This is a genomic window from Corynebacterium sanguinis (genome assembly GCF_007641235.1).
In the GTDB taxonomy this organism is placed as follows: domain Bacteria; phylum Actinomycetota; class Actinomycetes; order Mycobacteriales; family Mycobacteriaceae; genus Corynebacterium; species Corynebacterium sanguinis.
Map to the genome: position 1 here is coordinate 62,229 of NZ_CP038157.1, position 23,564 is coordinate 85,792.

General features: G+C 66.3%; 25 protein-coding genes. 8 read left to right on the forward strand and 17 right to left on the reverse strand.

Annotation, left to right across the window (positions count from 1 at the left end; all coding sequences use genetic code 11):
- The first annotated feature begins 1 nt into the window (after position 1).
- The gene (gene pth, locus E3227_RS00335; protein WP_246062704.1) at positions 2–529 is read left to right on the forward strand and encodes an aminoacyl-tRNA hydrolase; all 528 of its coding nucleotides are present in this window, start codon (positions 2–4) and stop codon (positions 527–529) included.
- On the opposite strand, the gene E3227_RS00340 is transcribed toward pth, so the two are convergent.
- Positions 526–1,071, reverse strand: a complete 546-nt coding sequence (locus E3227_RS00340; protein WP_144317205.1) for an NADPH-dependent FMN reductase — start codon at positions 1,069–1,071, stop codon at positions 526–528. The two genes, pth and E3227_RS00340, sit on opposite strands and share 4 nt — an antisense overlap.
- 69 nt (positions 1,072–1,140) lie before the next feature.
- On the opposite strand from E3227_RS00340, the gene E3227_RS00345 reads away from it, so the two are divergent.
- Positions 1,141–2,742 carry a peptide chain release factor 3 gene (locus E3227_RS00345; protein ID WP_144317206.1) on the forward strand — a complete coding sequence of 534 codons (1,602 nt, stop codon included), beginning with the start codon at positions 1,141–1,143 and terminating at the stop codon, positions 2,740–2,742.
- Here the strand turns inward: E3227_RS00345 and mmsB are convergent.
- The 11 genes from mmsB to E3227_RS00400 all read right to left on the reverse strand — a co-directional run bounded on the left by mmsB (position 2,739) and on the right by E3227_RS00400 (position 13,323).
- Positions 2,739–3,602 (reverse strand): 3-hydroxyisobutyrate dehydrogenase, encoded by an 864-nt coding sequence (gene mmsB / locus E3227_RS00350; protein ID WP_136649978.1) that lies wholly within the window; start codon positions 3,600–3,602, stop codon positions 2,739–2,741. The two genes, E3227_RS00345 and mmsB, sit on opposite strands and share 4 nt — an antisense overlap.
- Positions 3,602–5,122 (reverse strand): CoA-acylating methylmalonate-semialdehyde dehydrogenase, encoded by a 1,521-nt coding sequence (locus E3227_RS00355; protein WP_144317207.1) that lies wholly within the window; start codon positions 5,120–5,122, stop codon positions 3,602–3,604. Before E3227_RS00355 ends, mmsB begins: the two co-directional genes overlap by 1 nt.
- A gap of 14 nt (positions 5,123–5,136) precedes the next feature.
- On the reverse strand, positions 5,137–5,883 hold the full coding sequence (locus tag E3227_RS00360; RefSeq protein ID WP_144317208.1) for an SDR family NAD(P)-dependent oxidoreductase: 747 nt from the start codon (positions 5,881–5,883) through the stop codon (positions 5,137–5,139).
- A 19-nt stretch (positions 5,884–5,902) separates the two neighbouring features.
- The gene (locus E3227_RS00365) at positions 5,903–7,096 is read right to left on the reverse strand and encodes an acyl-CoA dehydrogenase family protein (RefSeq protein WP_144317209.1); all 1,194 of its coding nucleotides are present in this window, start codon (positions 7,094–7,096) and stop codon (positions 5,903–5,905) included.
- 83 nt (positions 7,097–7,179) lie between these two features.
- On the reverse strand, positions 7,180–7,941 hold the full coding sequence (locus E3227_RS00370; RefSeq protein ID WP_144317210.1) for an enoyl-CoA hydratase: 762 nt from the start codon (positions 7,939–7,941) through the stop codon (positions 7,180–7,182).
- A gap of 6 nt (positions 7,942–7,947) precedes the next feature.
- On the reverse strand, positions 7,948–9,117 hold the full coding sequence (locus E3227_RS00375; RefSeq protein WP_144317211.1) for an acetyl-CoA C-acyltransferase: 1,170 nt from the start codon (positions 9,115–9,117) through the stop codon (positions 7,948–7,950).
- A gap of 51 nt (positions 9,118–9,168) precedes the next feature.
- Positions 9,169–10,035: a patatin-like phospholipase family protein gene (locus E3227_RS00380; protein WP_246063000.1), complete on the reverse strand. Its 867-nt coding sequence runs from the start codon at positions 10,033–10,035 to the stop codon at positions 9,169–9,171.
- Positions 10,032–10,895, reverse strand: a complete 864-nt coding sequence (locus tag E3227_RS00385) for a patatin-like phospholipase family protein (RefSeq protein ID WP_144317213.1) — start codon at positions 10,893–10,895, stop codon at positions 10,032–10,034. The genes E3227_RS00380 and E3227_RS00385 overlap by 4 nt, the downstream gene beginning before the upstream one ends.
- A gap of 14 nt (positions 10,896–10,909) precedes the next feature.
- Positions 10,910–11,794 carry an SDR family oxidoreductase gene (locus E3227_RS00390; protein WP_136649971.1) on the reverse strand — a complete coding sequence of 295 codons (885 nt, stop codon included), beginning with the start codon at positions 11,792–11,794 and terminating at the stop codon, positions 10,910–10,912.
- 28 nt (positions 11,795–11,822) lie between these two features.
- On the reverse strand, positions 11,823–12,965 hold the full coding sequence (locus E3227_RS00395; RefSeq protein ID WP_144317214.1) for a YihY/virulence factor BrkB family protein: 1,143 nt from the start codon (positions 12,963–12,965) through the stop codon (positions 11,823–11,825).
- Positions 12,952–13,323: a DUF2200 domain-containing protein gene (locus tag E3227_RS00400; protein ID WP_136649969.1), complete on the reverse strand. Its 372-nt coding sequence runs from the start codon at positions 13,321–13,323 to the stop codon at positions 12,952–12,954. The genes E3227_RS00395 and E3227_RS00400 overlap by 14 nt, the downstream gene beginning before the upstream one ends.
- A gap of 33 nt (positions 13,324–13,356) precedes the next feature.
- Between E3227_RS00400 and E3227_RS00405 the strand changes: the two genes are divergently transcribed.
- Positions 13,357–13,770: a hypothetical protein gene (locus E3227_RS00405; protein WP_136649968.1), complete on the forward strand. Its 414-nt coding sequence runs from the start codon at positions 13,357–13,359 to the stop codon at positions 13,768–13,770.
- Here the strand turns inward: E3227_RS00405 and E3227_RS00410 are convergent.
- Positions 13,767–15,446 (reverse strand): FAD-binding dehydrogenase, encoded by a 1,680-nt coding sequence (locus E3227_RS00410; RefSeq protein ID WP_136649967.1) that lies wholly within the window; start codon positions 15,444–15,446, stop codon positions 13,767–13,769. The two genes, E3227_RS00405 and E3227_RS00410, sit on opposite strands and share 4 nt — an antisense overlap.
- A 182-nt stretch (positions 15,447–15,628) precedes the next feature.
- Between E3227_RS00410 and E3227_RS00415 the strand changes: the two genes are divergently transcribed.
- The 3 genes from E3227_RS00415 to E3227_RS00425 are packed head-to-tail and all read left to right on the forward strand — an operon-like array spanning position 15,629 to position 18,425.
- A complete protein-coding gene (locus E3227_RS00415; RefSeq protein WP_144317215.1) occupies positions 15,629–16,825 on the forward strand; it encodes an NAD-dependent epimerase/dehydratase family protein in 1,197 nt (398 codons plus the stop codon).
- Positions 16,826–17,962 carry a glycosyltransferase family 4 protein gene (locus E3227_RS00420; RefSeq protein ID WP_144317216.1) on the forward strand — a complete coding sequence of 379 codons (1,137 nt, stop codon included), beginning with the start codon at positions 16,826–16,828 and terminating at the stop codon, positions 17,960–17,962.
- A 49-nt stretch (positions 17,963–18,011) separates the two neighbouring features.
- Positions 18,012–18,425 (forward strand): DoxX family protein, encoded by a 414-nt coding sequence (locus tag E3227_RS00425; RefSeq protein ID WP_144317217.1) that lies wholly within the window; start codon positions 18,012–18,014, stop codon positions 18,423–18,425.
- Here E3227_RS00425 and E3227_RS00430 read toward each other — a convergent pair.
- Together E3227_RS00430 and E3227_RS00435 are read right to left on the reverse strand one after the other, a co-directional pair.
- Positions 18,422–19,822, reverse strand: coding sequence for a glyceraldehyde-3-phosphate dehydrogenase (locus tag E3227_RS00430; RefSeq protein ID WP_425456920.1), 1,401 nt, complete (start codon positions 19,820–19,822; stop codon positions 18,422–18,424). The two genes, E3227_RS00425 and E3227_RS00430, sit on opposite strands and share 4 nt — an antisense overlap.
- Positions 19,823–20,010: 188 nt before the next feature.
- Complete coding sequence (locus tag E3227_RS00435; protein WP_144317219.1) at positions 20,011–21,009, reverse strand: 3-hydroxyisobutyryl-CoA hydrolase; 999 nt, start codon at positions 21,007–21,009, stop codon at positions 20,011–20,013.
- Between the two features lie 28 nt (positions 21,010–21,037).
- Between E3227_RS00435 and E3227_RS00440 the strand changes: the two genes are divergently transcribed.
- Both E3227_RS00440 and E3227_RS00445 read left to right on the forward strand, forming a co-directional pair.
- Entirely contained in the window at positions 21,038–21,844 is an 807-nt protein-coding gene (locus E3227_RS00440; RefSeq protein ID WP_136649962.1) for a Cof-type HAD-IIB family hydrolase, read from the forward strand.
- Positions 21,841–22,407, forward strand: coding sequence for a DNA-3-methyladenine glycosylase (locus E3227_RS00445; RefSeq protein WP_246062705.1), 567 nt, complete (start codon positions 21,841–21,843; stop codon positions 22,405–22,407). The genes E3227_RS00440 and E3227_RS00445 overlap by 4 nt, the downstream gene beginning before the upstream one ends.
- Here E3227_RS00445 and ppk2 read toward each other — a convergent pair.
- Positions 22,404–23,246: a polyphosphate kinase 2 gene (gene ppk2 / locus E3227_RS00450; protein WP_246062706.1), complete on the reverse strand. Its 843-nt coding sequence runs from the start codon at positions 23,244–23,246 to the stop codon at positions 22,404–22,406. The two genes, E3227_RS00445 and ppk2, sit on opposite strands and share 4 nt — an antisense overlap.
- Positions 23,239–23,562, reverse strand: a complete 324-nt coding sequence (locus E3227_RS00455) for a putative quinol monooxygenase (RefSeq protein ID WP_136649959.1) — start codon at positions 23,560–23,562, stop codon at positions 23,239–23,241. Before E3227_RS00455 ends, ppk2 begins: the two co-directional genes overlap by 8 nt.
- Positions 23,563–23,564: the final 2 nt, after the last annotated feature.

The following is a 23,564-nucleotide window of genomic DNA, read 5'->3' on the forward strand; positions in this document are numbered from 1 at the left end:
TGTGAGGAAATTGTTCGCCCGGGAGGCGTCGACAAGCGTGCAATGGCTCATCGTGGGCCTCGGAAACCCGGGGCAGCGCTACGCCGCGACCCGCCACAACGTGGGCTACATGGTCATCGACGAGCTGACCTGCCCCGAGCGCGCGAAGTGCGTTAAGCCGACGACGTACATGAACAGCTCCGGCGACTACGTCGCCCCGCTGGCGCGCAGGCTCGGGATCGACGCCGAGCACATCATCGTGTGCCACGATGAGCTCGACCTGCCCGCGGGCGCGGTGAAGCTCAAGCGCGGCGGCAACGAGAACGGACACAACGGGCTGAAATCGCTCACTGAGCACCTGGGCACGCGCGACTACCTGCGGGTGCGCCTGGGCATCGGGCGCCCGCCGGCGGGGACCGCGGTGGTGGACTACGTGCTCTCCGACATCGAGGGCGACATCTCCGAGCAGATCTCTCTCGCCGCGGAGGCCGTGCGCCTGATCGTGGAGAAGGGCCTGACCGCGGCGCAAAACGAGATTCACGCGCGCTAGCGCAGGCGGGTAATTAGCGCCTCGAGGTCGTCGAACACCGCGGTCAGTGCGTCGGCCTGGTAGGGCGCGGGGGTGAAGCGGCCCTCGGGGAATTCAGTCATGATCGACACCGCAACCTGGTTGCGCACGTTGGGCATCTCGAAGTTCGCGGTGATCTGCCGCCAGTGCTCGACCGCGCGCACGCCGCCCACCGCACCGTAGCCGACGAACGCGACGGGTTTGCCGGACCACTCGGAGCCCAGCGAGTCGACGGCGTTTTTCAGCGCCGCCGGGACGGAGTGGTTGTACTCCGGGGTGTCAAAGATGAAGGCCTCGCAGGCGTCGATCGCCTCGGACCAGCGCGTCACCTCGGCCGAGTCGTAGCTCTTGTTGGCGGCCATGGGGACCGTTTCGGCGTCGAAAAGCGGAAGGCGAAAATCGATTAGGTCGATCAAGGCGTAGTCGAAGCCCTCGCGGGCCTGCGCTGCCTCATCGACCCAGTGGGCGACCGCTTCTCCCACGCGGCCGTGGCGGGTTGATCCGAGAATGATTCCGATGGTCACGTAAACCTCCGATGTTGATGCGTCAACAATTATCGTGTTCCACTATACACGGGCTATTCTGGTGCAATTATGAGCACTCTTTCCGAGGCGGCGCGCCGTCGCACCTTCGCCGTAATCGCCCACCCCGACGCCGGCAAGTCCACCCTCACCGAGGCGCTCGCACTCCACGCGCACGTCATCTCCGAGGCCGGCGCCGTCCACGGCAAGGGAAACCGCAAGGCCACCGTCTCCGACTGGATGGAGATGGAAAAAGACCGCGGCATCTCCATCGCCTCGTCCGCGCTCCAATTCGAGTACCTCCCCGAGAACTCCACCGCGCCCGAGCCCTACGTGATCAACCTCGTGGACACCCCCGGCCACGCCGACTTCTCCGAGGACACCTACCGCGTGCTCTCCGCCGTCGACGCCGCGGTCATGCTCATCGACGCCGCCAAGGGCCTCGAGCCGCAGACCCTCAAGCTCTTCCGCGTGTGCAAGGCACGCGGCCTGCCGATTGTCACCGTGATCAACAAGTGGGACCGCGTGGGCCGAGAGCCGCTCGAGCTTATCGACGAGATCGTCACCGAAATCGACCTGCAGCCCACCCCGCTCTACTGGCCGGTGGGTGAGGCGGGCGACTTCCGCGGACTCGCCCACATAGACGACAACGGCGAGGCCGATCAGTACATCCGCTTCATCCGCACCGCCGGCGGCTCCACCATCGCACCCGAGGAACACTACAGCCCCGACGAGGCCCGATCGAAGGAGGAAGACGCCTGGGAAAGGGCGATCGAGGAGGCGGAGCTACTGGCCGCCGACGGCGCCGTGCACAACCAAGAGCTCTTCGAGCAGTGCGTCACCTCGCCGGTGATCTTCGCCTCCGCCATGCTCAACTTCGGCGTGCACCAGATCCTGGACACCCTGTGCGCCATCGCGCCCGCCCCGGCACAGCGCGAGTCGCTGGACAACCCGCGCGAGCTCGACGCCGACTTCTCCGGCGTGGTGTTCAAGGTCCAGGCCGGAATGGATAAGAACCACCGCGACTCCCTGGCGTTCATGCGCGTCGTCTCCGGCGAGTTCAACCGCGGCATGCAGGTCACCCATGCCCAGTCCGGGCGCACGTTTTCCACCAAGTACGCGCTGACCGTGTTCGGCCGCACCCGCGACACCGTGGACACCGCCTTCCCGGGCGACATCATCGGCTTGGTCAACGCCGGGTCGCTGGCGCCCGGTGACACCATCTACGCGGGCCGCAAGGTGCAGTTTCCGCCGATGCCGCAGTTCGCCCCGGAGCACTTCCGCACGCTGCGCGCGAAGTCGCTGGGCAAGTACAAGCAGTTCCGCAAGGCGCTCGAGCAGCTCGACGCCGAGGGCGTGGTGCAGATCCTGCGCAACGACACCCGCGGCGACGCCGCCCCCGTCATGGCGGCGGTCGGCCCAATGCAGTTCGAGGTCATGCAGGCCCGGATGGAAAACGAGTACAACGTCGAAACCATCACCGAGCCCGTGCCCTACTCCGTCGCGCGGCGCACCGACGCCGAGTCCGCGGCCGAGCTTGGCCGCCAGCGCGGCGTGGAGGTGTTCACCCGCACCGACGGCGAGCTCATCGCCCTGTTCGGCGACAAGTGGAAGCTCGCCTTCGTGGAGAAGGAAAACCCGCAGCTCACGATGGAGCCGCTCGTTGCGGACTAAGCGTCCCTGACCTTGTTGATGATGGCGGAGAAGTCTTTTCCGCCGTTGCCGCCCTCAACGAACTGCGCGTACTGGGTCGCCGCAATGCGACCCAGCACCGTCTCCGTGCCCGTCTGCTGCGCTGCCTCCATCGCCAACCCCAAGTCCTTGAGCATAAGCGTCGACGCGAATCCCGGCTCGAAATCGCGGTTCGCCGGAGAGCCCTCGACAAGGCCGGGGACTGGGGCGTTGACGCTGAGCGCCCACGAGTTTCCGGTGGCGTTAGACACGACGTCGAAGAACGCCTGCGGGTCCAAACCTAGGCGCTCGCCGAGCACAAGGGCCTCGCTGAGCACGATCTGGTGCACCGCCAAGATCATGTTGTTGCAGGCTTTGACGGCCTGGCCCGTGCCGGCGGGGCCGCAGTGCGTAATCGACGACCCCATCGCGCCCAGTAGCGGTTTCGCGCGCTCAAAGTCCTCGGCCTCGCCGCCGACCATAAACGCCAGCGTGCCTGCGCTCGCCCCGGCAATACCACCCGAGACCGGGGCGTCGAGAAAGCTCGACCCAGCAACGGCGACGCGCTGCGCCAGCTCGCGAGCTTCGGCGACGGCGATGGTGGAGACGTCGATAAGCAGCCGCGGCGAGGAATCCGCCGCGAGCAGCTCGTCGACCACCTGCGCGACCAGCGCCCCGTTGGGGAGGCTTGTGATGACAACCTCGGCGCGCTCGGCGGCCTGCGCCGCGGTCTCAGCGATGCTCACACCCTCGATCTGGCGATCCACCACGTCGAAGCCGATGACCTCGTGCCCGGCGCGGGCGAGGTTGGCGGCCATCGGGCCGCCCATGTTTCCCAGGCCGATAAACGCAACTGCAGTCATTAGCTCATCACCGGAATCGTGAACTCGGGCCCGGCGGACGTCTCGTCCGGCCAGCGCGTGGTAACGGTCTTGGTCTTGGTGTAGAAGCGGAACGAATCCGGGCCGTGCTGGTTCAAGTCGCCGAACCCGGAGGCCTTCCAGCCGCCGAAGGTGTGGTACGCGATCGGCACCGGAATGGGCACATTGATGCCCACCATGCCGACGTTGACGTTGGTGAGGAAATCGCGCGCCGCGCCGCCGTGGGAGGTAAAGATTGCCACGCCATTGCCGTAAGCGTTGTCGTTCGGGTACGCGATCGCCTCCTCGAGCGTGTCTGCGCGCACCATGCACAGCACCGGCCCGAAGATCTCCTCGGTGTAGATGCTCATCGACGCCTCAACGCGGTCGAACAGGGTCGGGCCGGCGAAGAAGCCGCCTGAAAGGCCGTCGCCGTCGAAGGAGGAAGACGAGGTGTCGATCCCGCGGCCGTCGACGACCAGCTCGGCACCCTGGTCCTCGCCCTCGGCGATCAACCGGCGCACCCGCGCGAGGGAATCCGCGCTGACCAGCGGGCCGTAGTCGGCCTCCGGGTCGAGGCTGTGGCCGACCGTGAGCGAGGGGATGCGCGCCACGAGGGCGTCGCGAAGCCGGTCGGCGGTCTCCTCGCCCACAGGCACGACGACGGAGAGCGCCATGCAGCGCTCGCCCGCCGAACCGTAGGCGGCGCCGACGAGCGCGTCAGCGGTGGCGTCGATGTCGGCGTCCGGTAGCACGATGGCGTGGTTTTTCGCCCCGCCGAAGCACTGGGCGCGCTTGCCCGTGGCGGCGCAGCGCTCGTAGATGTACTTCGCAATCGGCGTCGAGCCGACGAACCCGACCGCCTTAATCACGTCGGAATCCAACAGGGCGTCGACCGCCTGCTTATCGCCGTGGACGACGTTGAACACGCCCGCTGGCCCGCCCGCCTCGATGAAGAGCTCCGCGAGCCGCACGGGTACGGAGGGGTCGCGCTCCGAGGGCTTGAGTACGAAGGCGTTGCCGCAGGCCAGCGCCGGGCCCGCCTTCCACAGCGGGATCATCGCCGGGAAGTTGAACGGGGTGATCCCGGCGACCACGCCGAGCGGCTGGCGCAGCGAGAACGTGTCAATGCCCGAGCCGACCTGGCTCGAGTACTCGCCCTTGAGCTGGTGCGGGGCGCCCAGGCAGAACTCCAGCACATCGACGCCGCGCAGGATGTCGCCCTTGGCGTCGGCAAGCGTCTTGCCGTGCTCCAGCGACAGGGTGCGCGCCAGGGAATCGAGGTTGGCGTGGATCAGGCGGATCCACTCCATGATGACGCGCGCGCGGCGCTGCGGGTTCAGCGCCGCCCATGCGGGCTGCGCCTGTTGCGCGACGGCGATCGCGGCGTGGACGTCGTCAACGCTAGCGAGCACGACCTCGGCCTGCGTCTGGCCGGTGTTCGGGTTGAGCACCGGTGAGGTGCGCCCGGATGCGCCGGCGGAGGATTCGCCGCCGATGAAATGATGGATGGTTGTGCTCATAAGAAGGCTCCTAATTAGCGCGGCGGCATGCGCAGCGCGCCGTCGAGGCGGATGGTTTGGCCGTTGATGTAGTCGTTGTCGATGATGCTGAGCGCAAGCTGCGCGAACTCCTCGGGCCGCGCGAGACGGCGCGGGAACTGGACGTTTGCCTCCAGCTCGGCGCGGAACTCCGGGGTGATGCCTTCCATCATGGGGGTGGCCACGATGCCCGGTGCGATCGCGTTGACGCGCACGCCGAGCGAGGCGAGGTCGCGCGCGGCGGTGATCGACAGGGCGTGGACGGCGCCCTTGGAGGCGGCGTACGCGGCCTGGCCGACCTGGCCCTCGAAGGCCGCGACGGAGGCGGTGTTGATGACAACGCCGCGCTGGCCGTCGTCGTCGATGGGCTCGGTGCCGGCCATCGCCTCAGCGGCGGCGGTGAGCACGTGGAACGTGCCCATCAGGTTGACGTTGATTGTGGTGGCGAACACCTTCGGGTCGTGGGTGCCCTTGCGCCCGACGATGCGTGCCGACGGGCAAATGCCCGCGCAGTTGACAGCGACGCGCAGCGGCGCGTCCTGGGCCGCGCGCTTGACGGCGGCGCTGACGGCGGCGGCGTCGGTGACGTCAACGACCTCGTAGCGCACCCCCTCGATGCTCTCACCGGCGCGCAGGTCGAAGCCGGTCACGGCCACTCCGCGCTCGGCGAGCGCGCGCGCCGTTGCCTGGCCCAGGCCCGAGGCCGCACCCGTAACTACCGCTGACGTTGTTTGAAGATCCATGTGTTATTTCCCCTTGTGGTTAAACGAATGCGGACACGCCGGTGATGGCGCGGCCGACAATGAGTGAGTTGATGTCGTAGGTGCCCTCGTAGGTGAAAATTGCCTCGGCGTCGGCCATCATCTTCGACAGCCCGTGCTGCGTGATCATGCCATTGCCGCCGGCGATGCTGCGGCCCAGCGCCGCGGACTCGCGGGCGAGGCGGGTCGTTGTCGCCTTCGCCAGCGCCGCGAACGGCATCTCTAGGCGGCCCTGCTCCTGGATCCGCGCGACCTGCGCCATCATGGACAGCGAGGCGGTGGCGTTGCCGAGGATGCGCACGAGCGGCTCCTGGACGAGCTGGAACTTCGCGATCGGCCGGCCGAACTGCTCGCGGCTGACCCCGTACTCGCGCGCCTTGTCAAAGATGCCGAGCTGCAGCCCGGCCCCCTGCCACCCCACCCAGGCGCGCGAGGAGCAGAGGAAGTCGTTGACGTTGGCGAACGACTGCGCCCCCGGCACCGCGTTGTCGTGCGGGATGACAACGTCGGTGAAGGTCATGTTCGCGTTTTGCATGATGCGCAGGCCCATCTTGCCCTCGATCTTTGTCGCCTCCACGCCGTCGCGGTCGAGCTCGACGATGAACGCGCGGATCTCTCCGCCGACGGTGTCGCGGGCGAAGATGATGGCGAAGTCGGCGAACGTGCCCGCCCCGATCCACCGCTTCGCGCCGTTGATGACCCACCCGTCGTCGGTGCGCGTGGCGGTGGTGGACAATCCCCCGGCGATGTCCGAGCCGTGCTCGGGCTCGGTCAGCGCGAAGCAACCGACGGCCTCGAAGCGGCGCAACCCGGGCAGCCAGCGCTCCTTCTGCTCGTCCGAGCCGAGGGCGTCGATCATGCCGACGACCAGCTCGTTGTGGATGCCCACGAGGGTGGACAGGGAGACGTCGCAACGCGTCAGCTCTGCGTAGACCAGCCCGCGGAAAAGCCGCGAGGTGCCGCTGAGCTCAATCTCGCCCAAGCCCTGGCGCGCGAGCGGCGGCAGTAGGTCGAACGCCATTTCGTCGCGGTCCCAGTACTCCCCGACCGCCGGAGCGATCTCGGTCTGGAGGAACTCGTGAATGTCGTGCAGGCGGGTTTGCTCCTCGGCGCTGAGCTGGTCGGCGATGCCGAGGATGTCGGCGTGCGGGTAAGGGATGGAAGCGAGGTGGTCACGGGGTAGCAAAGGCGGCATAGAAACTCCAAGCTGGACGGTCTTTGTGGTTACTGTACCGCCGCGCACCCACCCCACGGGCCGTTTTACTTAATTTCAGTGAACTAAGAGTTACTAAACTTCGCCTCTCGCTTCTCGACGAACGCCGCCATGCCCTCCTTCTGATCGTTGGACGCGAAGATCGAGTGGAACGTCCGGCGCTCAAACAGCAGGCCCTGCGACAGCGACGTCTCCCCCACGGCGTTGATCTGCTCCTTGATCATGGTGGTGGCCACCAGCGATTTCGCTGCGATGGTCTCGGCGGTCTCCAGGGCGGAATCGAGAAGATCGGCGGCGTCGACGACGCGGGCGACCAGGCCCGCGCGCTCAGCTTCGTGGGCGTCCATCATCCGGCCGGTGAGGCACATTTCCATCGCTTTCGCCTTGCCGACGGCGCGGGTGAGGCGCTGCGACCCGCCCATGCCCGGTGTGACGCCGAGGTTGACCTCGGGCTGGCCAAACTTGGCGGTGTCCGAGGCGATGATGAAGTCGCACATCATCGCGAGCTCGCAGCCCCCGCCGAGGGCGTAGCCGCTGACCGCGGCGATCAGCGGCGTGCGCGCCCGCGTCAGCTCGTCCCAGCCGGCGAACCAGTCGGAGGTGTACATGTCGGTAGCCCCGCGCGAGGACATCTCCTTGATGTCGGCGCCGGCCGCGAAGGCCTTCTCGGAACCGGTGAGCACGATCGCACCGATCTCGTCGTTGGCATCGAAGTCGCGCACCGCGGCGACGACCTCCTCCATCGTCGCGGCGTTAACCGCGTTGAGCGCCTCCGGGCGGTTGAGCGTGATCAGGCCGACGCGGCCTCGGGTTTCAGTGATGATCATGGTGTCTTAAGCATCCAGAAGTAGTGCTTCGCCCTGGCCGCCGCCACCGCACAGGGCGACGCCTGCGCGCGTGGCAGCGCCCGCGGCCAAGCGGTGAGCTGCGTGAACAACAAGGCGCGCGCCCGAGGCCCCGATCGGGTGGCCCAGCGCGATCGCGCCGCCGTGCGGGTTGACTGTGCCGGAATCCACGCCGAGCTGGCGAGCCGAGTGGACGACGACCGAGGCGAACGCCTCGTTGATCTCAATGTGGTCGAGGGAGCCGACGTCCCAGCCTTGGCGCTCGAGCGCGACCTGCAGGGCGTTAGCGGGCTGGGCCTGCAGGGAGGCGTCCGGGCCCGCGATCTGCCCAGGCGCGCGCAGCGTGGCCAGCACGGCCCAGCCGTTGCTCTCGGCGTGTGCGCGCGTGGTGAGGACGACGGCGGCCGCGCCGTCGGTCAGCGGCGAGGAGTTGCCCGCGGTGATGCCGCCGTTGTCGGCGAAGACGGGGCGCAGCTTGGCCAGGCTCTCCTCGGTCACACCCTCGCGGATGCCCTCGTCCGTGGAAATCGGCGCCTCGACGAGCTCAGCGGCGAACACGCCGTCGCGCGTCGCGGCGAGCGCGCGCTGGTGCGACAGGGCCGCGACAGCGTCCTGCTCTTCGCGCGTCGCCGGGAAAACGTCCGCGTAGCGCTCGGTGAGCTGGCCCATGGAAATGCCCAGCCCGGCGTCGCTCAAGCCGTCGTGTTCGACGTGGTCCAGCACCTCGAAGGAGCCGTACTTCACGCCGCGGCGCGAGCGCGGCAACAGGTGCGGGGCGTTGGACATCGACTCCATGCCGCCCGCCACGACGACGTCGGCCTCACCGGAGCGCAAAAGGCGCGCGGCGTCTATCACCGCGGTGAGCCCGGAGAGGCAAACCTTGTTCACGGAAGAGGTGTGCGCCGCCGGGTGGATGCCCGCGGCCAGCGCCGCTTGCTTCGCGGGGTTCTGCTTCGCGCCGGCCTGCAGGACCTGGCCGAGGATCACGGCGTCGACCGCGTCGCCGGCGACGTTCGCGCCGGCCAGCGCGCCGCGGATCGCCAGCGCGCCGAGCTCGGTCGCGGGTTCGGCGGACAGCCCGCCGAGTAGCTTGCCAAACGGGGTGCGCGCAGCGCCCACAATGACGACATCGGATGCAGTCTTTTCGGTCTCAGTCATGCGTTTTTACAATCTCCTTGTTTGTCGTGCTAATTGTTTTGCCCATCTTAGCTAGGTCAGGAATTCTATCCACCCATCCCACTCGCGCTGGACCTGCTCCATCCCCGCGAGGTAGTTCGCGTTGAGGCGCTCGAGGCGGCGTTCGGTGGATTCCGCGCGCATGTCGTCCGGGAAAAGCACGACCGCGCGGCCGTCGCACTCAGCGTCCAGGATCTTCTGTTTCGAGGCGTTGTAGCGCTGCGAGCGCACCTCCAGCGCCTCGGCGATAGCTGGGGTCTTGCGGAAGAAGCGCCGCACCGCCGACACCTGCGTCATTGGGTTTTTCCAGTAGTCGCGCGGGCGCGTACCCAGCACGACGAATTTGTTGTACCCGGCGCGCTGGGCGGCGTCGATAAGCAGGCCCCCGGAGTCGCCCAGCGCGCCGTCGACGTAGGGGGTGTCGTCGATAAGCGTGGTGGGCATCATTGTCGGAATCGTCGACGAGGCCCGGGTGGCCAGCGACAACAGGCACGGGCTGGCGAGGAAGTCCTCGCGCGTCCACGCCACCGTCTCGCCCGTGTCCGAGCGCATCGCCTCAATGTGCAGCTCGGTTCCGGAGGCCTCGAACGCGGTGAAGTCGAAGGGCAGGAGGTCCTCGTGGTCGCCGTAGATGAACTCGGAGTTGAAGTACCCCTGGCCGCGCACTAGCTTGAGCCACCCGCCGAACTTCGGGTGGTTCGCGAAATCCGTGAAAGCCGCCTTCGCGCGCTCCGCATCGAGCGAGGCGTAGTTGCCCGCGTGCACTGAGCCAGCGGAAACCCCGCCGACCCAACCGAAGCGCACGCTTTCCTCAATGAAGCGGACGATCGCCGGGGCGGTGTAGGAATTGCGCATTCCCCCGCCCTCGACGACGAGCGCGGTGTCGCGGGCATCAATCACGATAGAAATTCCCTCCACGCGCCCCACTCGCGCTCGACCTGCGCCGTACCGGCGGCATAGTTGTCGCGCAGCTTAGCCACGTTGCGCTCGGTCGATTCGACCATCATCTCCTCCGGGAAGAACACCGCCGCCTTGCCCGCGGACTCGAGATCGAGCATGCGCTGCTTCGCCTCGTTGTAGAGCTCGGGGCGCGCCAGCACGGCATCAGCGACCGCCGGGTTGCGGCGCAAGAGCTGCTTGACGACGCCCGGCCGCGACGGCACCTCTTTGACGTACTCGCGCGGGCGGGTGGCCAGCACCAAGAACTTTTCGTACCCGGCGCGCTGGGCGGCGTCGATGAGCAGGCCCCCAGACGAGCCCAGCGCCCCGTCAACGTAGGGCACCCCGTCGATCATGGTGACGGGCATGATCAGCGGCAGCGTAGAGGACGCGCGGGTGGCGACGTTGAGGAGCTGGACCTCGGTGAAATCGGCGCGGTTCCACACCACCGTCTCCCCCGTGTCGGCGCGGGTGGCCTCGATGTGGATCTCCTCTGGCGTGGAGCGGAAGGTGTCGAAGTCAAAGGGTAGTTCCTCGGCCGAGTCCTCGTAGATGAACTGGCTGTTGAGCAGGCCCTTGCCACGAACGAGAAAACGCAGGCCCCCGAAGTTGGGGTGGCCCACGAAATCGGTAAACGCCACGCGGGCGCGTTGCGCATCCCGCGAGGCGTAATTGAGGGTGTGCACCGAGCCCGCCGAGACCCCGCCGACCCACCCGAACTGCACGTTGTTCTCAATAAACTTAACGATGGCGGGTGCGGTATAAGAGTTGCGCATCCCGCCGCCTTCGATGATCAGTGCGGTGTCACGGGCGTCAATCATGCCCACCAGCTTACTTACGGGGTCAGGGCTCCGCCTGTCACGGCGAGCGTCTCACCCGAGACGTAGGAGGCGTCCTCGGAGGCGAGGAACACGTACGCACCGGCGAGCTCGGCGGGCTGGCCAGCGCGGCCCATCTCGGAGTCCTGGCCGAACTGCACCAGCTTCTCCATCGGCTGGCCGTGCGAGGGCTGCAGCGGGGTCCAGATCGGGCCCGGGGCGACAGCGTTGACGCGGATGCCCTTGTCCGCCAGAAGCGCCATGGACATGCCCTTGGACATGTTGTTCATCGCGGCCTTGGTCACCGCGTAGTGCACCAGGGTGTCCGAGGGGTCGTAGGCCTGGATCGAGCTGGAGAAGATAATCGAGCTGCCCGGCTCCATGTGCGGCACGGCCGCCTGCGCTAGGTAGAAGGGGGCGTAGATGTTGGTCTTCATCGTTAAGTCCCACTCCTCTTCCGAGATGTCGAGGAAGTGGTCGTGCGCGATCTGGCGCCCGGCGTTGTTGACCAAGATGTCGATACCGCCCAGGCCCTTGACCGCCGCGTCAACGGTGTCGAAACAGGCCTGGCGGGTTTCCAGGTTGCCCGGGATGGCGACGGCCGTGCGCCCGGCGTCCTCGATCAGGCCGACGATGACCTTGGCGTCCTCTTCCTCCTCGGGCAGGTAGGCGATGGCCACGTCCGCGCCCTCACGGGCGTAAGCGATAGCTACGGCCGCTCCGATACCGGAGTCGCCGCCGGTGATCAGCGCCTTGCGGCCGGTGAGCTTGCCGGAGCCCGTGTAGGACTCCTCGCCTCGGTCGGCAACCGGCACCATGTCCGCGTCAAGACCCGGGTTGTCCTGGGTTTGCGCGGGCGGGGAAATAACGGGGTACTTCTTGCGGGGATCAATCAGTGTCATGGACCCGAGGTTACCCGTAAGTGCGCACTTATGCGTTTCGCCCTTTGATCTCGCGAGCGGAGCGATCCGCCCAGCGCTGCTGCTGGAGGCGGAACTTCACCGCGTCCATCGCCCGCGGCTGCGCCTGGATGTGGTGTTCCGAGTCCAGGCCCATCTGCAGCTCCTTCGCGCGCAGCACTTCGGCGTCGATTTTCAGGCCCAGCAGCAGCACGATGTTCATCGCCCACAACACGACGAGCAGCGCCAGGATGATGCCGAACGCACCGTAGGCGCTGCGCACGCCAATCGTGGAAAGGTAGAGCCCGAATAGCGCCCACACGACGCCGATGACCAGCAGCGCGAAGAAAGATCCGAGGGTCAGAAGCCGGAAGCGCCCCGGGCGCACGTTGGGCGCGAAGTAGTACAGCAGCGCCACAAGCAGCACGGAGACAGCGATCATGACGGGGATGCGGACCCAGCGCCACACCGGCAGGAAGATCTGGGTGAGGTACTCCACCGTCTCGGTCAGTCCCAGTGGCTCGGCAAGAGGTCTCAGCACCCCAGTGACCAGCGATTCTTGCAGCAGCGACGCGAAGATCAAGACAACAGCGCCGGCGACGAGCACGATGGTTAAAAGCCACATCGTCAGCCAGATCACCGGGAGCCTGCGGCCCTCCGCGCGGCCGTAGATCACGTTCGCGTTGCGCGAAAACGAGCGCACGTACGCCGAGGCGGAAAGCAGCGAGACCAGCACCGACACCACCAGAGCCACAGTGCTTTGCGACGGGCTGCCCACCACAGACTGCAAAAACTCCAGCGCATCACCACGCAGCTCCTCCGGCACATGCGTGGAGACGAACTCGGCCAGCAGCTCAGCCACTGCCTCCTGGTCACGCGGCAGCAGCAGAATCGCGATGGAATACAGCGCCAGCACCGTCGGCGCAAGCGACAGCACGGCGTAGTAGGTCAGCGCGGCTGCGCGATCGACCATCGCATCCATGCCGAAGTCCATCACAACCCGCTTGCCCACCAGCTTCCAACCCTGGGCGTTAAGCCGGTTGTTGCGGAGCTGAAGCGGGTTGTCGCGGCGGTGCGGCGGGGCGACGACTTCGACCTCGCCTGGGCCATAGGGCATGACCAAATCCGCACGGTGCGCTGCGACGTCATGCTCAGGGTGCTCAGGCTGGGTCATTTCGGGGCATCCTCGTTATCGATTCGATTTTCTTGCCGCGGGCCAGCTCGTCGACGATCTTGTCCATCTGCCGGATCCGGCGCATGAGCTCGTCGTCAATCTCCTCGACCCGCACCCCGCAGACGACGCCGGTGATCAGGTCAGCATGCGGGTTCAGCGCTGGGGCGTCGGCGAAGAACTCCCGCAGGTCCGCCCCACTGGCAGCCGCGGCGTGGAGGCTTGCGGGCGAGTGGCCAGTGAGCCACGTGAGAATGTGGTCGAGCTCGTCAACAGCTTTACCCTTGCGCTCAACCTTGGCAACGTAGAGGTCGTAAATCTTGCCGAAGGGGTAGGCAAAGACACGCTCGAGGTTGTTCATGACTGCCCAGGGTAGTTCCTCTAGGCTGCGGCCATGGGATTGATCGATTCTTTGCGCGCCTTGTTCGGTGCTGTGGCCGAAACCCCGCTGGTGGACTACCCCGCCGCGCCTGCCGAGCTCGCCGTCTCGACGCTCGAGGTGCGCACGTTGAACCTCTCGCCCGATACGGACGAGAAGCTAGTCGTGCTCACCCTTCCTTCAGGGGTGGCCGAGCGCGTCGCCGGTATGGATACGGCGCTGCGGGTCGTGCCGGAGGCTGGCCGGGCGGTCACCTTTGTGCGGGTAGGCTTTGACGCCGACCCGGCGCTGGACCCGAAGCTGGGGTGGATCATCCCCGTGACCGAGGCCACCGCCGCCGAGCTGCGCGCCCTGCCGGAAGGGCCCGGCGAGCACGAGCTGACAAGCATCCACCTCGCGATCGTCGTGGAAGACGCCGCGGGAGCTTAGGCGCGCCCGAGCGCCTCGCCGACGCGCTTGCCCGAGTGGATGCAGCCACCCAGGAAGGTGCCCTCGAGCGCGTTCTTGCCGTGCATTCCGCCGCCGCCGAAGCCGGCGACCTCACCACAGGCGAAGAGGCCATCGAAGACCGAGCCGTCGGCGTGAAGCGCGCGGCCCGACAGGTCCGTCTCGATGCCGCCGAGCGTCTTGCGCGTCAGCACGTGGAGGCGGACGGCGATCAAGGGGCCCTTCTTCTCGTCCAGGATGCGGTGCGGCGGGTGGACACGCACGATCTTGTCGCCGAGGAACTGGCGCGCCATGCGGATGTAGTTGACCTGGATGTCCTTGGAGAAGGCGTTGGAGAGCTGGGCGTCGCGCTCGAGCAGCTGGCGTTCGACAAACTCGGCGTCGATCTCGACGTCGCCAAGCTCGTTCATGCCCTTGACCAGGTCCTCGACCGTGTCCGCGGTGACCCAGTCTACGCCGTTCTTGTGGAACGCCTCGATCGCCATGGGCGTGCCGGGGCCGATCTTGCCCAGCAGCTTCTTAATCTCCTTGTCCGTCAGGTCAGGGTTCTGCTCCGAACCGGAGAAGATGAACTCCTTATCTGCGATTGCCTGGTTGAGGATGAACCAGGAGTAGCCGTGGCCGGTGCGGCCGATGTGCGCGAGCGCGGCGAGGTTGTCGGAGCCCGGGAACAGGTGCGTCGGCAGGCGCTTGCCCTCGGCGTCCATCCAGATCGCGGACGGGCCGGGGATGATGCGGATGCCGTGGTTCGGCCAGATCGGATCCCAGTTGATCATGCCCTCCGGGTAGTGCCACATGCGGTCGGTGTTGACCAGGTTGGCGCCGGCTTTCTTGGCGATGTCGATGCCGCGCCCGTCGACGTACGCCGGCACGCCCGTGACCATGTACTCGGGGCAGGGGCCCCAGCGATCATCCGGCCACATCGCGCGTACCTTATCCAGATTGCCACCGATGCCGCCGGTGGCGATGACGACTGCCGCGCCGCGGATCTCGAACGCGTCGCCCTCCTGCTTGTTGGAGGCGGCTCCGCGCACGGCGGGGTCGTCGTCAAGCACGATGCCCGTCACGCCTACGGCGCGCCCGGATTCGACGATGACGTCGTCAACGCGGTGGCGGAAGCGGAATTCCACCTTGCCCTGCTTCTCCGCCTCCAGCAACGGCTCGCGGAAGACGCGCACAACCTCGGGGCCGGTGCCCCAGGTGACGTGGAAGCGCGGCACGGAGTTGCCGTGGCCGGAGGCGTCGCCGGAGCCGCGCTCGGCCCAGCCGATCGTCGGCAGCACGCGCAGGCCCAAGTTCTTCAGGTAGGAGTGCATGTCGTGGGCGGCGAAGCGGACGAACTCGCGGCCCCACTGGCGCGGCCACTTGTCGTTGTCGGACGCGTCGTAGTCCGCTGAATTCTCCCAGTCCATCCAGGCGAGGTCCTCGAAGTCGTTGACCCGCATCATCTTCTGCTCCGGGGAGCCGACCATGAACAGGCCGCCGAGGGACCAGAACGCCTGGCCGCCGAGGTTCTCTCGGCTTTCTTGATCCACGAAGATGACGTGGCGGCCGGCTTTGCTGGCCTCAAAGCCGGCGACGAGGCCGGCGAGCCCCGTGCCGACGATGATGACCGGAGTATCAGTGTTGTGTGGTGCGCGTGCGCCGTCAGAATTCATAAGAGGAACCATACTCACATGATGCGACTATCGCGTTAGATTTTTCGTCCGAAAAATGTCACCTGACGTTCACCTGCTTCCACTCAGCAACGCTTAAGAATCACAGGTAACGTGAACGAGAAGCCCGCGCCCCGTGCCGGGCAGTTTAATGCTTAATGCGTGAAGTAGAAAGGTTGCCAAAAGTGAAGATTGCGATTCTGGGCGGAGACGGATTCTGTGGCTGGCCCGCGTCCCTCCACCTCTCTGACCTCGGTCACGACGTGATCATCGTGGACAACCTCTCACGGCGCCGCATCGATGAGGAGCTCGGCGCAGAGTCTTTGACCCCCATTGCGTCTATCGACGAGCGCCTTGCTGCGTGGAAGGAGGTATCCGGCAAGGAGATCGGCTTCCGCAACATCGACGTCGCCCAGGACTACGAGGGTCTGTTCGACTTCATCCAGGAGTTCAAGCCGGACGCCGTAGTGCACTTCGCCGAGCAGCGCGCCGCGCCGTACTCGATGAAAAACCCGCGCACGAAGCGCTACACCATTGACAACAACGTCAATGCCACGCACAACCTGCTCGTAGCCATCGTCGAATCCGGCCTGGACATCCACGTTGTCCACCTCGGCACGATGGGTGTCTACGGCTACGGCACCGCCGGGATGAAGATCCCGGAGGGCTACCTCGACATCAAGGTCGATACCGACGAGGGCACCACCGTTGAACAGCAGATTCTCTACCCCACCAACCCGGGGTCGGTCTACCACCTGACCAAGGTGCTGGACCAGAACCTGTTCGCGTACTTTGCCAAGAACGACGAGCTGCGCATCACCGACCTGCACCAGGGCATCATCTGGGGCACCCACACCCCGCAGACCGAGCGCGACGAGCGACTAATTAACCGCTTCGACTACGACGGCGATTACGGCACAGTGCTCAACCGCTTCCTCATGCAGGCGGCGATTGGCTACCCGCTGACCGTTCACGGCACGGGTGGGCAGACCCGCGGCTTCATCCACATCCGCGACATGGTCAAGTGCATCGAGATCGCCCTGGAGAACCCGCCGGCGCGCGGCGAGCGGGTGTTGATCCTGAACCAGATGACGGAAACCCACCGCGTTCGCGAGCTCGCGGAGCTGGTTTCGCGCCTGTCCGGCACCGAGTTCGCGCTGGTGCCCAACCCGCGCAAGGAGGCCGACGAGAACGAGCTGCACGTCACGAACGACACCTTCCTCGACCTCGGCCTGAAGCCGACAAAGCTGGAGGAGGGCCTGCTGCAGGAGGTCGAGGACGTGGCCAAGCACTACGCGCACCGCGTGGACCGCACGAAGATCCCGGCGCGCTCGCTGTGGACCCGCAACCAGTCTGAGGGCGTCCCCAGCGGCGAGAAGTAGATGCGCATCGCCCTGTTCACGGAGGTTTTCCTCCCCAAGATCGACGGCATTGTCACCCGCGTGACCCGCACGCTCGATCAGCTGGCAGAGCTTGGCCACGAGGTGCTCATTTTCGCCCCCGGCAAGGCGCCCGCCAGCTACGCCGGTTTCGAGGTCGTGCGCATGCCCTCCGTCCCCTTTTGGCCGATCTACCCGGAGATTCAGGTCGGTCTGCCGACCCCGGGGGTGTTCCGCCGCCTCAAGGAGTTCAACCCGGACGTGGTCCACGTGGTCAACCCGATGTGGCTGGCCGGGGCGGCGGCGCTCGTCGCCGAGCGGATGGGGCTGCCGATCCTGGGGTCCTTTCACACCGACGTGCCCGAGTACACGGTTCGCCTCGGCGCGGGGTGGCTGGCCGGGCCGTCGAAGTGGGGCATCCGCCAGTTTCACGGCAGGGCGCAGGTCAACCTGGTCACCTCCGCGCCAATGCTGGACAAGGCCGCCGAGTACCGCATTGGCAACGTCGACGTCTGGCCGAAGGCAGTGGACACGCAGAGCTTCAGCCCGGACAAGCGCACCCGAGAGATGCGCTCGCGGCTTAGCGACGGCCACCCCGACGCCCCCCTTGTCACCTACATCGGCCGGATTTCTGCCGAGAAGTCGACCGAGCGCACGCTCGGCATCATGGAGGCGGTGCGCAAGTCGGTCCCCGACGCCCGCCTCGCGCTGATCGGCGCCGGGCCGCAGCTCGACCAGCTGCGCCGCACGATGGACCGCGACTGGGTTACCTTCACGGGCTACCTCTCCGGCGACGAGTTGCACAAGGCGTACGCTTCGGGCGACGCGCTGATCTTCCCCTCGACGACGGAGACGCTGGGGTTCGCGGCGCTTGAGGCCTTCGCTTCGGGCGTGCCGGTTGTCGGCGCTCACGCGGGCGGTCTGCCCTACGTCATCGACGACGGCGTCACCGGGTTCCTGGTTGATCCTGGGGAGCCGGATGAGCGCTGGGCCCGCCCTATCATCGAGCTGTTGACGCGGCCTGAACTGCGAGAGTACATGTCGGGCGCGGCGCGCGAGGAGGCGCTGAAGTGGTCGTGGCGCACGGCGACGGAGCGCCTGGTGGAGTTCTATGAGGAAGCGCGGGCGTCGAAAAGTTAGCAGCGCTTGAGTTTTGCGTCTCGGCGCGGGCTATGTTGTTATTGCCGACATGACAACATTTAGAGATATTTACTTGCTCGTGGCCCGCATTCTGCTCGGTGTCGTCCTCATCGCCCACGGCTGGCAGAAGTTCAACGAATGGACCCTACCCGGCACCGCCGAGGCGTTCGCCGGCATGGGCGTGCCGCTGCCTGAGGTCACCAGCGCGATCGCCGCGATCGTCGAACTTGTCGGCGGCCTGCTCATCATCGCCGGCGCGTTTACGCCCATCGTGGGCGTGATCGTGGCCCTGCAGATGCTCGGTGCCTACTTCTTCGCTCACATGGGCAACGGCGTGTTCGTGGACAACGGCGGCTTCGAGCTCGTCGGCGTCATCGCCGCCGCATCCCTGGCGCTTGCCGGCGCCGGCGCGGGCCGTTTCAGCGCGGATCAGCTAATCGACACCCGCCGCGCGACGCGCTAGCGAATTTCGCTCGGCTCTTTGCGCGCCGGGAAGATCTCCGGGCGCACGCCCGCGATGTCCTCGACGATGCGAACCACCTGGTTGGAGTAACCGTACTCGTTGTCGTACCAGACGTAGAGCACCAGGTGGTTGCCGGAGGCGATCGTCGCCAGGCCGTCGACCACACCGGCGTGCGTGGAGCCGAGCAGGTCCGTCGAGACGATGTCCGGGGAGTTGATGTAATCAATCTGCTGGCGCAGGCTGGAATCGGTGGACACGCGACGCAGGAACTCGTTGACCTCGTCCTTTTCCACCTCTTTTTCCAGCTCGAGGTTGAGCACGGCCATGGACACGTCCGGCGTGGGCACGCGGATTGCGTTGCCGGTCAGCTTGCCCTCCAGCTCGGGCAGCGCCTTGGACACGGCCTTGGCGGCGCCGGTTTCGGTGAGCACCATGTTGAGCGCTGCGGCGCGGCCGCGGCGCGGGCCCTTGTGGTAGTTATCAGCCAGGTTCTGGTCGTTGGTGTAGGCGTGGACCGTCTCCACGTGACCGTGGCGCACGCCGTAGCGGTCGTTGATCACCTTCAGCACCGGGGTGATGCCGTTGGTCGTGCAGGATGCGGCCGAGATGATGTTGTCCGACTCATCGTTGGTGATGTCGGAGTGGTTGACGCCGTAGACAATGTTGCGCACATCGCCCTTGCCCGGGGCGGTGAGCAGGGCCTTCTGCACGCCCTTGGACTGAAGGTGCTGGGACAGCCCCGCGCGGTCGCGCCAGCGACCGGTGTTGTCGACCACGATGGCGTCGTTAATGCCGTAGGCGGTGTAGTCGATCGAGGAGGGGTCGTCCGAGTAGATCATCTGGATGGCGGTGCCGTTCGCCCAGATGATTTCCTTTTCGTGGTCGACGGTGATGGTGCCGTTGAAGGGGCCGTGGATGGAATCGCGGCGCAGCAGCGAGGCGCGCTTGACAATGTCGTCGTCGCCCTTCTTGCGTACCACCACCGCGCGCAGGCGCACGCCGCCGTAGGTCGCCTCGCGGGCGACCAGGATGCGCGCGAGCAGGCGGCCGATGCGGCCGAAGCCGTAGAGCACCACGTCGCGCGGCTCGGTCTGCTTCTCGCCCCCGATCGCGCCGGCGAGCTCCTGCTCGAGGAAGGAACGCAGGTCCTGGCCCTCGCTGCGCGAGTAGTTCTTCGCCAGGCGGCCCAGGTCGATGGAGCTGGTGCCCAGGTCGAGCTGGACCAGCTCCTTGAGGATCGGCAGGGTCTCATCCAGCGGAAGCTCGCGCTCGACGACGCGACGTGCGTAGCGGTGCGCCTTGATGATGTCGACGTCAGTGACGCCGACGAGGAGGCGACCATAGATCGACGTCACCGCGTTGTTCTCGCGGTGCAGCTGGCTGATCAGCGGCAGCATCTCCTGTGCGAGCGTTAGCTTGTGGTTCCAGTCGTTCTGGGTCTCGGTCGATGAAGTCGCAGTCACGGCACGCTTCCTTTTGTGTTACTCGGGTACGGGTTTTGCCAATTTATGTGCGCAAACGGGGGTGCGCATACGCCCCCATCCTAGCGATTCGGACATTTGAAGACCGGCTTTACCCCTGTTTGTTACCCCACATGGCGCAGCGCGTTGCGGTAGAGCTCGGGTTCGCGTGGTTCGGCGAAGTCCGCGTCGTTGGTTTTGTCGAGCAGCACCGCGCGCACGCCCTCAGCGAAATCGGGCTCGCGGCACATCACGGCGGCCAAGGCACGCTCGTTCTCGAGCGACTGCGCGAGGTCGAGCGATGAGTTCGCCGCCATCAGCTCGGACGCGGCAACCAGCGCGCTCGGCGACGCCTGCGCGGTGAGTTTCTCCACGAGCTGCGCGAGCTCTGGCGGGGCCGAATCCAACCGCTGCGAAATCTCCGGCCACGAGCCGACGAACACGCCCTCCACTGCGTCGAACCAACGCGCCAGCTCGGAATCGCCCGCTGGAAGGGAAACCTCGTCGAGCACGCCCAGGCCCTCGGCCGCGATGCGCTCGACGAGACCGTCGAGGCTGGCCACCTTGTGCGTCGCCAAGCCGGTGGCGAGCATGTCGTCGGCGCTGAGCCTGTATCCGGTCAGGGCGAGGAAGGTGCCGAGCGCGGCGGAGGGGCGCTTCGGCAGGTTCTGCAGCCTGTGGCTCATGCCGACATCGGTGATAAAGCCGATATTCATCTCCGGCATCGAGGCGAAGGCGTCCTCCGTGACCACCAGGTGCGAACCGTGGGCGGACACGCCCAGCCCGCCGCCCATGATCACGCCGTTGACGAGCGCGATGTAGGGCTTGGGGTAGTTGGCAATGGCGAGGTTCATCTCGTACTCGTCGGCGAAGTAGGAATCGACCTCCTCCGCGCGGCCTTCGACGACACCTTCGCGCGCGGCGCGGACGTCGCCGCCGGCGCAGAAGTGCTTGCCGGAGGAATGGATGATGACTTGCTCAATGGAGGCGTCGTCACGCCACTGATCGAGCGCGGCGGCGATCAGGCCGACCATCTCGTGGTTCAGTGAGTTCAGGGCTTTGGGTCGGTCGAGGGTGATAACTCCGGTATGGTGCAACACGGAAGTTTTTACAGGCTGGTTCATGCAATCCAGTGATACATGAAAGTTGGTCATGACAGCACCCCGTATCGTCGCGCTGGACATGGATGGCACGCTCGTCGACTCCTCCGGCACCATTCCCGAGGCGTTTTGGGGGTTGCTGGACCGCGCCCTCGACGCCGGAATCGTCATCGCCCCCGCCTCGGGCCGCCAGCTGGCCACGCTGCAGCACATGTTCTCGCGCAACGAGCCCGACACCTTCATCGCGGAAAACGGAGCAGTGGTGTGGCACAAGGGCGAGATCGTCTCCGTCAGCCCGCTCGCGCCTGGGGCCGTGCACCGCCTCGCCGCCGCTCTCGACACCGCCCCGTTTCGTGCCCATGCGGTGCTGTGCAAGCCCGAGATCTCCTACACCGCGGCTAATACCCCACCCGCAATCCAGGCAGAGGTGGACAAGTACTACCTGGCCAATGTTTGCGCCAGCTCGCTTCTCGACGCCCTGTCCAACGACCCGGACGACACCGTCAAGGTCGCCCTCTACGTCGAAACTGACGCCGAGCGCGACGCACTGCCGTGGCTGGGCGAGGTCGTCCCCGAGCTCAACGCGACCGTGAGTTCGCACCACTGGATTGACCTGATGGCGCCGGGGGTGAACAAGGGTGTGGCGCTGCGCGCGCTCGCCGAAACCCTCGGTGTCGCCCTTGCGGATGCCGCCGCGATCGGCGACTATCTCAACGACTACGCCATGCTCGAGGAAGCGGGCTGGGCCGTGGCGATGGGCAACGCGCACCCGGATCTGAAAGCCATCGCCGACGAAGTCGTCGGCACCAACGACGAGCACGGGGCGCTCGATCGCATCGAGCGGTGGATCACGTCGTGAGCGGGATCGATTTCCACCAAAGCGCCGACCTTGTCGCGCCGCAGCTTCTCGGCTGCATCATCGAACTCAATGGGGTGGCCATCCGGCTGACCGAGGTCGAGGCCTACCTCGGCACCGAGGACCCGGCGGCGCACACCTACCGCGGGAAGACGACGCGCAACGCGGCGATGTTCGGCCCGCCCGGCAGGCTCTACGTCTACTTCTCCTACGGCATCCACTTCAACGGCAACATCGTGTGCGCCCCCGAGGGAACCGGGCACGGCTGCCTCATGCGCGGCGGGGAGGTCATCTCCGGCCGCGACACGGCGCTCGGGCGCCGGCAGCGCCCCGACCGCAAACCCATCCCGGATGAGAACCTCGCCCGCGGGCCGGGCAACCTGGGCCAAGCACTCGGGCTGACGCTAGACGACAACGGCACCCCAGTTATCCTGCGACCACGCGAGGCGGAGCCGGAGTGGGTCGCGGGGCCGCGCATCGGGATCACCAAAAATGCCGATGCTCCGCTGCGCTTTTACATCCCGGGCGACAAGACGGTCTCCAGCCCGCGGGGAAGGCGTCGTTAAGCTTTCTTGCCCTTCTTTTTCTCCTCGAGCGCGGCTGCGGCGTCGGGAACGTAGCGGAACTCCCCGCGCGGCGGGCGCGTATAGTTCGACGACTCCGGCCGCTGCGGGATCTCCGGCAGGTCCATCGTCAGGTGCTCGTAGGGGATGGTTGACAGAAGGTGCGAGATGACGTTGATGCGCGAGCGCTTCTTGTCGTCCGATTCCACCGTGTACCACGGCGCCGACGGGATGTCCGTGTGCACGAACATCTCGTCTTTTGCCCGCGAGTAGTCCTCCCACCTGTTGATAGACTCCAGATCCATCGGCGAGAGCTTCCAGCGTCGCAGCGGGTCCTCCCGGCGCGACTCGAAACGGGCGTACTGCTCCTCGTCGGAAACGGAGAACCAGTACTTGCGCAGCATGATCCCGTCCTCGACGAGCAGACGCTCGAAAATCGGCGCCTGGTGCAGGAAGCGGCGGTACTCCTGCGAGGTGCAGAACCCCATGACCCGCTCGACGCCGGCGCGGTTGTACCAGGAGCGGTCGAAGATCACGATCTCGCCGGCCGCGGGCAGGCGCTCGACGTAGCGCTGGAAGTACCACTGGGTGCGCTCGCGCTCCGTCGGCTTGGGAAGCGCCTCAATCCGGCAGGTGCGCGGGTTGAGGTACTGGGTGATGCGCTTGATCGCCGAACCCTTGCCCGCCGCGTCGCGGCCCTCCATGACAATGACCAGACGCTCGCCGGTGGTGACCACCCAGTGCTGCATCGCCACGAGCTCCGCCTGGAGGCGCAACAGTTCCTTCTCGTAAGCCTTTTTCGACAGCTTTGGAGGCTTGTTCTGATTGTCGTTCTTAGCCAACTTTGAACTCCGCCATCTCATCCCACTCGGTCTTGCCCTCGATCAGCGTGTTGATGATCTGCGGGGTGCGCTTCAGAATCGTCGGGAAGAGCTCTTGTGCCGCCTTGAAGTGTGGCGAATTCACGTGCGCCTCGGCGGCGTCATCTTTGAAACCCTCGACGAGGATGTACTCGGACGGGTCCTCTTCGCTGCGGTACCAGTCGAAGAACAGGCAGCCCTCCTCCGCGCGGGTGGCATCCGTGAACGGGGCGACGAGCTCGCGGAAATTCTCCACGTGCTCGTCCAAGGGGTGGAATATGACGTTGATCAGGATCATGG

Coding starts and splice junctions, on each gene's coding strand:
- mmsB (WP_136649978.1), bottom strand. CDS start 3,602: ATGACTGCAGTTGCGTTTATCGGCCTGGGAAACATGGGCGGCCCGATG.
- E3227_RS00440 (WP_136649962.1), top strand. CDS start 21,038: ATGACAGCACCCCGTATCGTCGCGCTGGACATGGATGGCACGCTCGTC.
- E3227_RS00345 (WP_144317206.1), top strand. CDS start 1,141: ATGAGCACTCTTTCCGAGGCGGCGCGCCGTCGCACCTTCGCCGTAATC.
- E3227_RS00390 (WP_136649971.1), bottom strand. CDS start 11,794: ATGACACTGATTGATCCCCGCAAGAAGTACCCCGTTATTTCCCCGCCC.
- E3227_RS00455 (WP_136649959.1), bottom strand. CDS start 23,562: ATGATCCTGATCAACGTCATATTCCACCCCTTGGACGAGCACGTGGAG.
- E3227_RS00420 (WP_144317216.1), top strand. CDS start 16,826: ATGCGCATCGCCCTGTTCACGGAGGTTTTCCTCCCCAAGATCGACGGC.
- E3227_RS00425 (WP_144317217.1), top strand. CDS start 18,012: ATGACAACATTTAGAGATATTTACTTGCTCGTGGCCCGCATTCTGCTC.
- E3227_RS00365 (WP_144317209.1), bottom strand. CDS start 7,096: ATGCCGCCTTTGCTACCCCGTGACCACCTCGCTTCCATCCCTTACCCG.
- E3227_RS00410 (WP_136649967.1), bottom strand. CDS start 15,446: ATGAATTCTGACGGCGCACGCGCACCACACAACACTGATACTCCGGTC.
- E3227_RS00395 (WP_144317214.1), bottom strand. CDS start 12,965: ATGACCCAGCCTGAGCACCCTGAGCATGACGTCGCAGCGCACCGTGCG.
- E3227_RS00405 (WP_136649968.1), top strand. CDS start 13,357: ATGGGATTGATCGATTCTTTGCGCGCCTTGTTCGGTGCTGTGGCCGAA.
- E3227_RS00430 (WP_425456920.1), bottom strand. CDS start 19,822: ATGCTGCCGCTGATCAGCCAGCTGCACCGCGAGAACAACGCGGTGACG.
- E3227_RS00355 (WP_144317207.1), bottom strand. CDS start 5,122: ATGAGCACAACCATCCATCATTTCATCGGCGGCGAATCCTCCGCCGGC.
- E3227_RS00375 (WP_144317211.1), bottom strand. CDS start 9,117: ATGACTGAGACCGAAAAGACTGCATCCGATGTCGTCATTGTGGGCGCT.
- E3227_RS00400 (WP_136649969.1), bottom strand. CDS start 13,323: ATGAACAACCTCGAGCGTGTCTTTGCCTACCCCTTCGGCAAGATTTAC.
- E3227_RS00370 (WP_144317210.1), bottom strand. CDS start 7,941: ATGATCATCACTGAAACCCGAGGCCGCGTCGGCCTGATCACGCTCAAC.
- E3227_RS00385 (WP_144317213.1), bottom strand. CDS start 10,895: ATGATTGACGCCCGTGACACCGCACTGATCATCGAAGGCGGCGGGATG.
- E3227_RS00435 (WP_144317219.1), bottom strand. CDS start 21,009: ATGAACCAGCCTGTAAAAACTTCCGTGTTGCACCATACCGGAGTTATC.
- E3227_RS00360 (WP_144317208.1), bottom strand. CDS start 5,883: ATGGATCTTCAAACAACGTCAGCGGTAGTTACGGGTGCGGCCTCGGGC.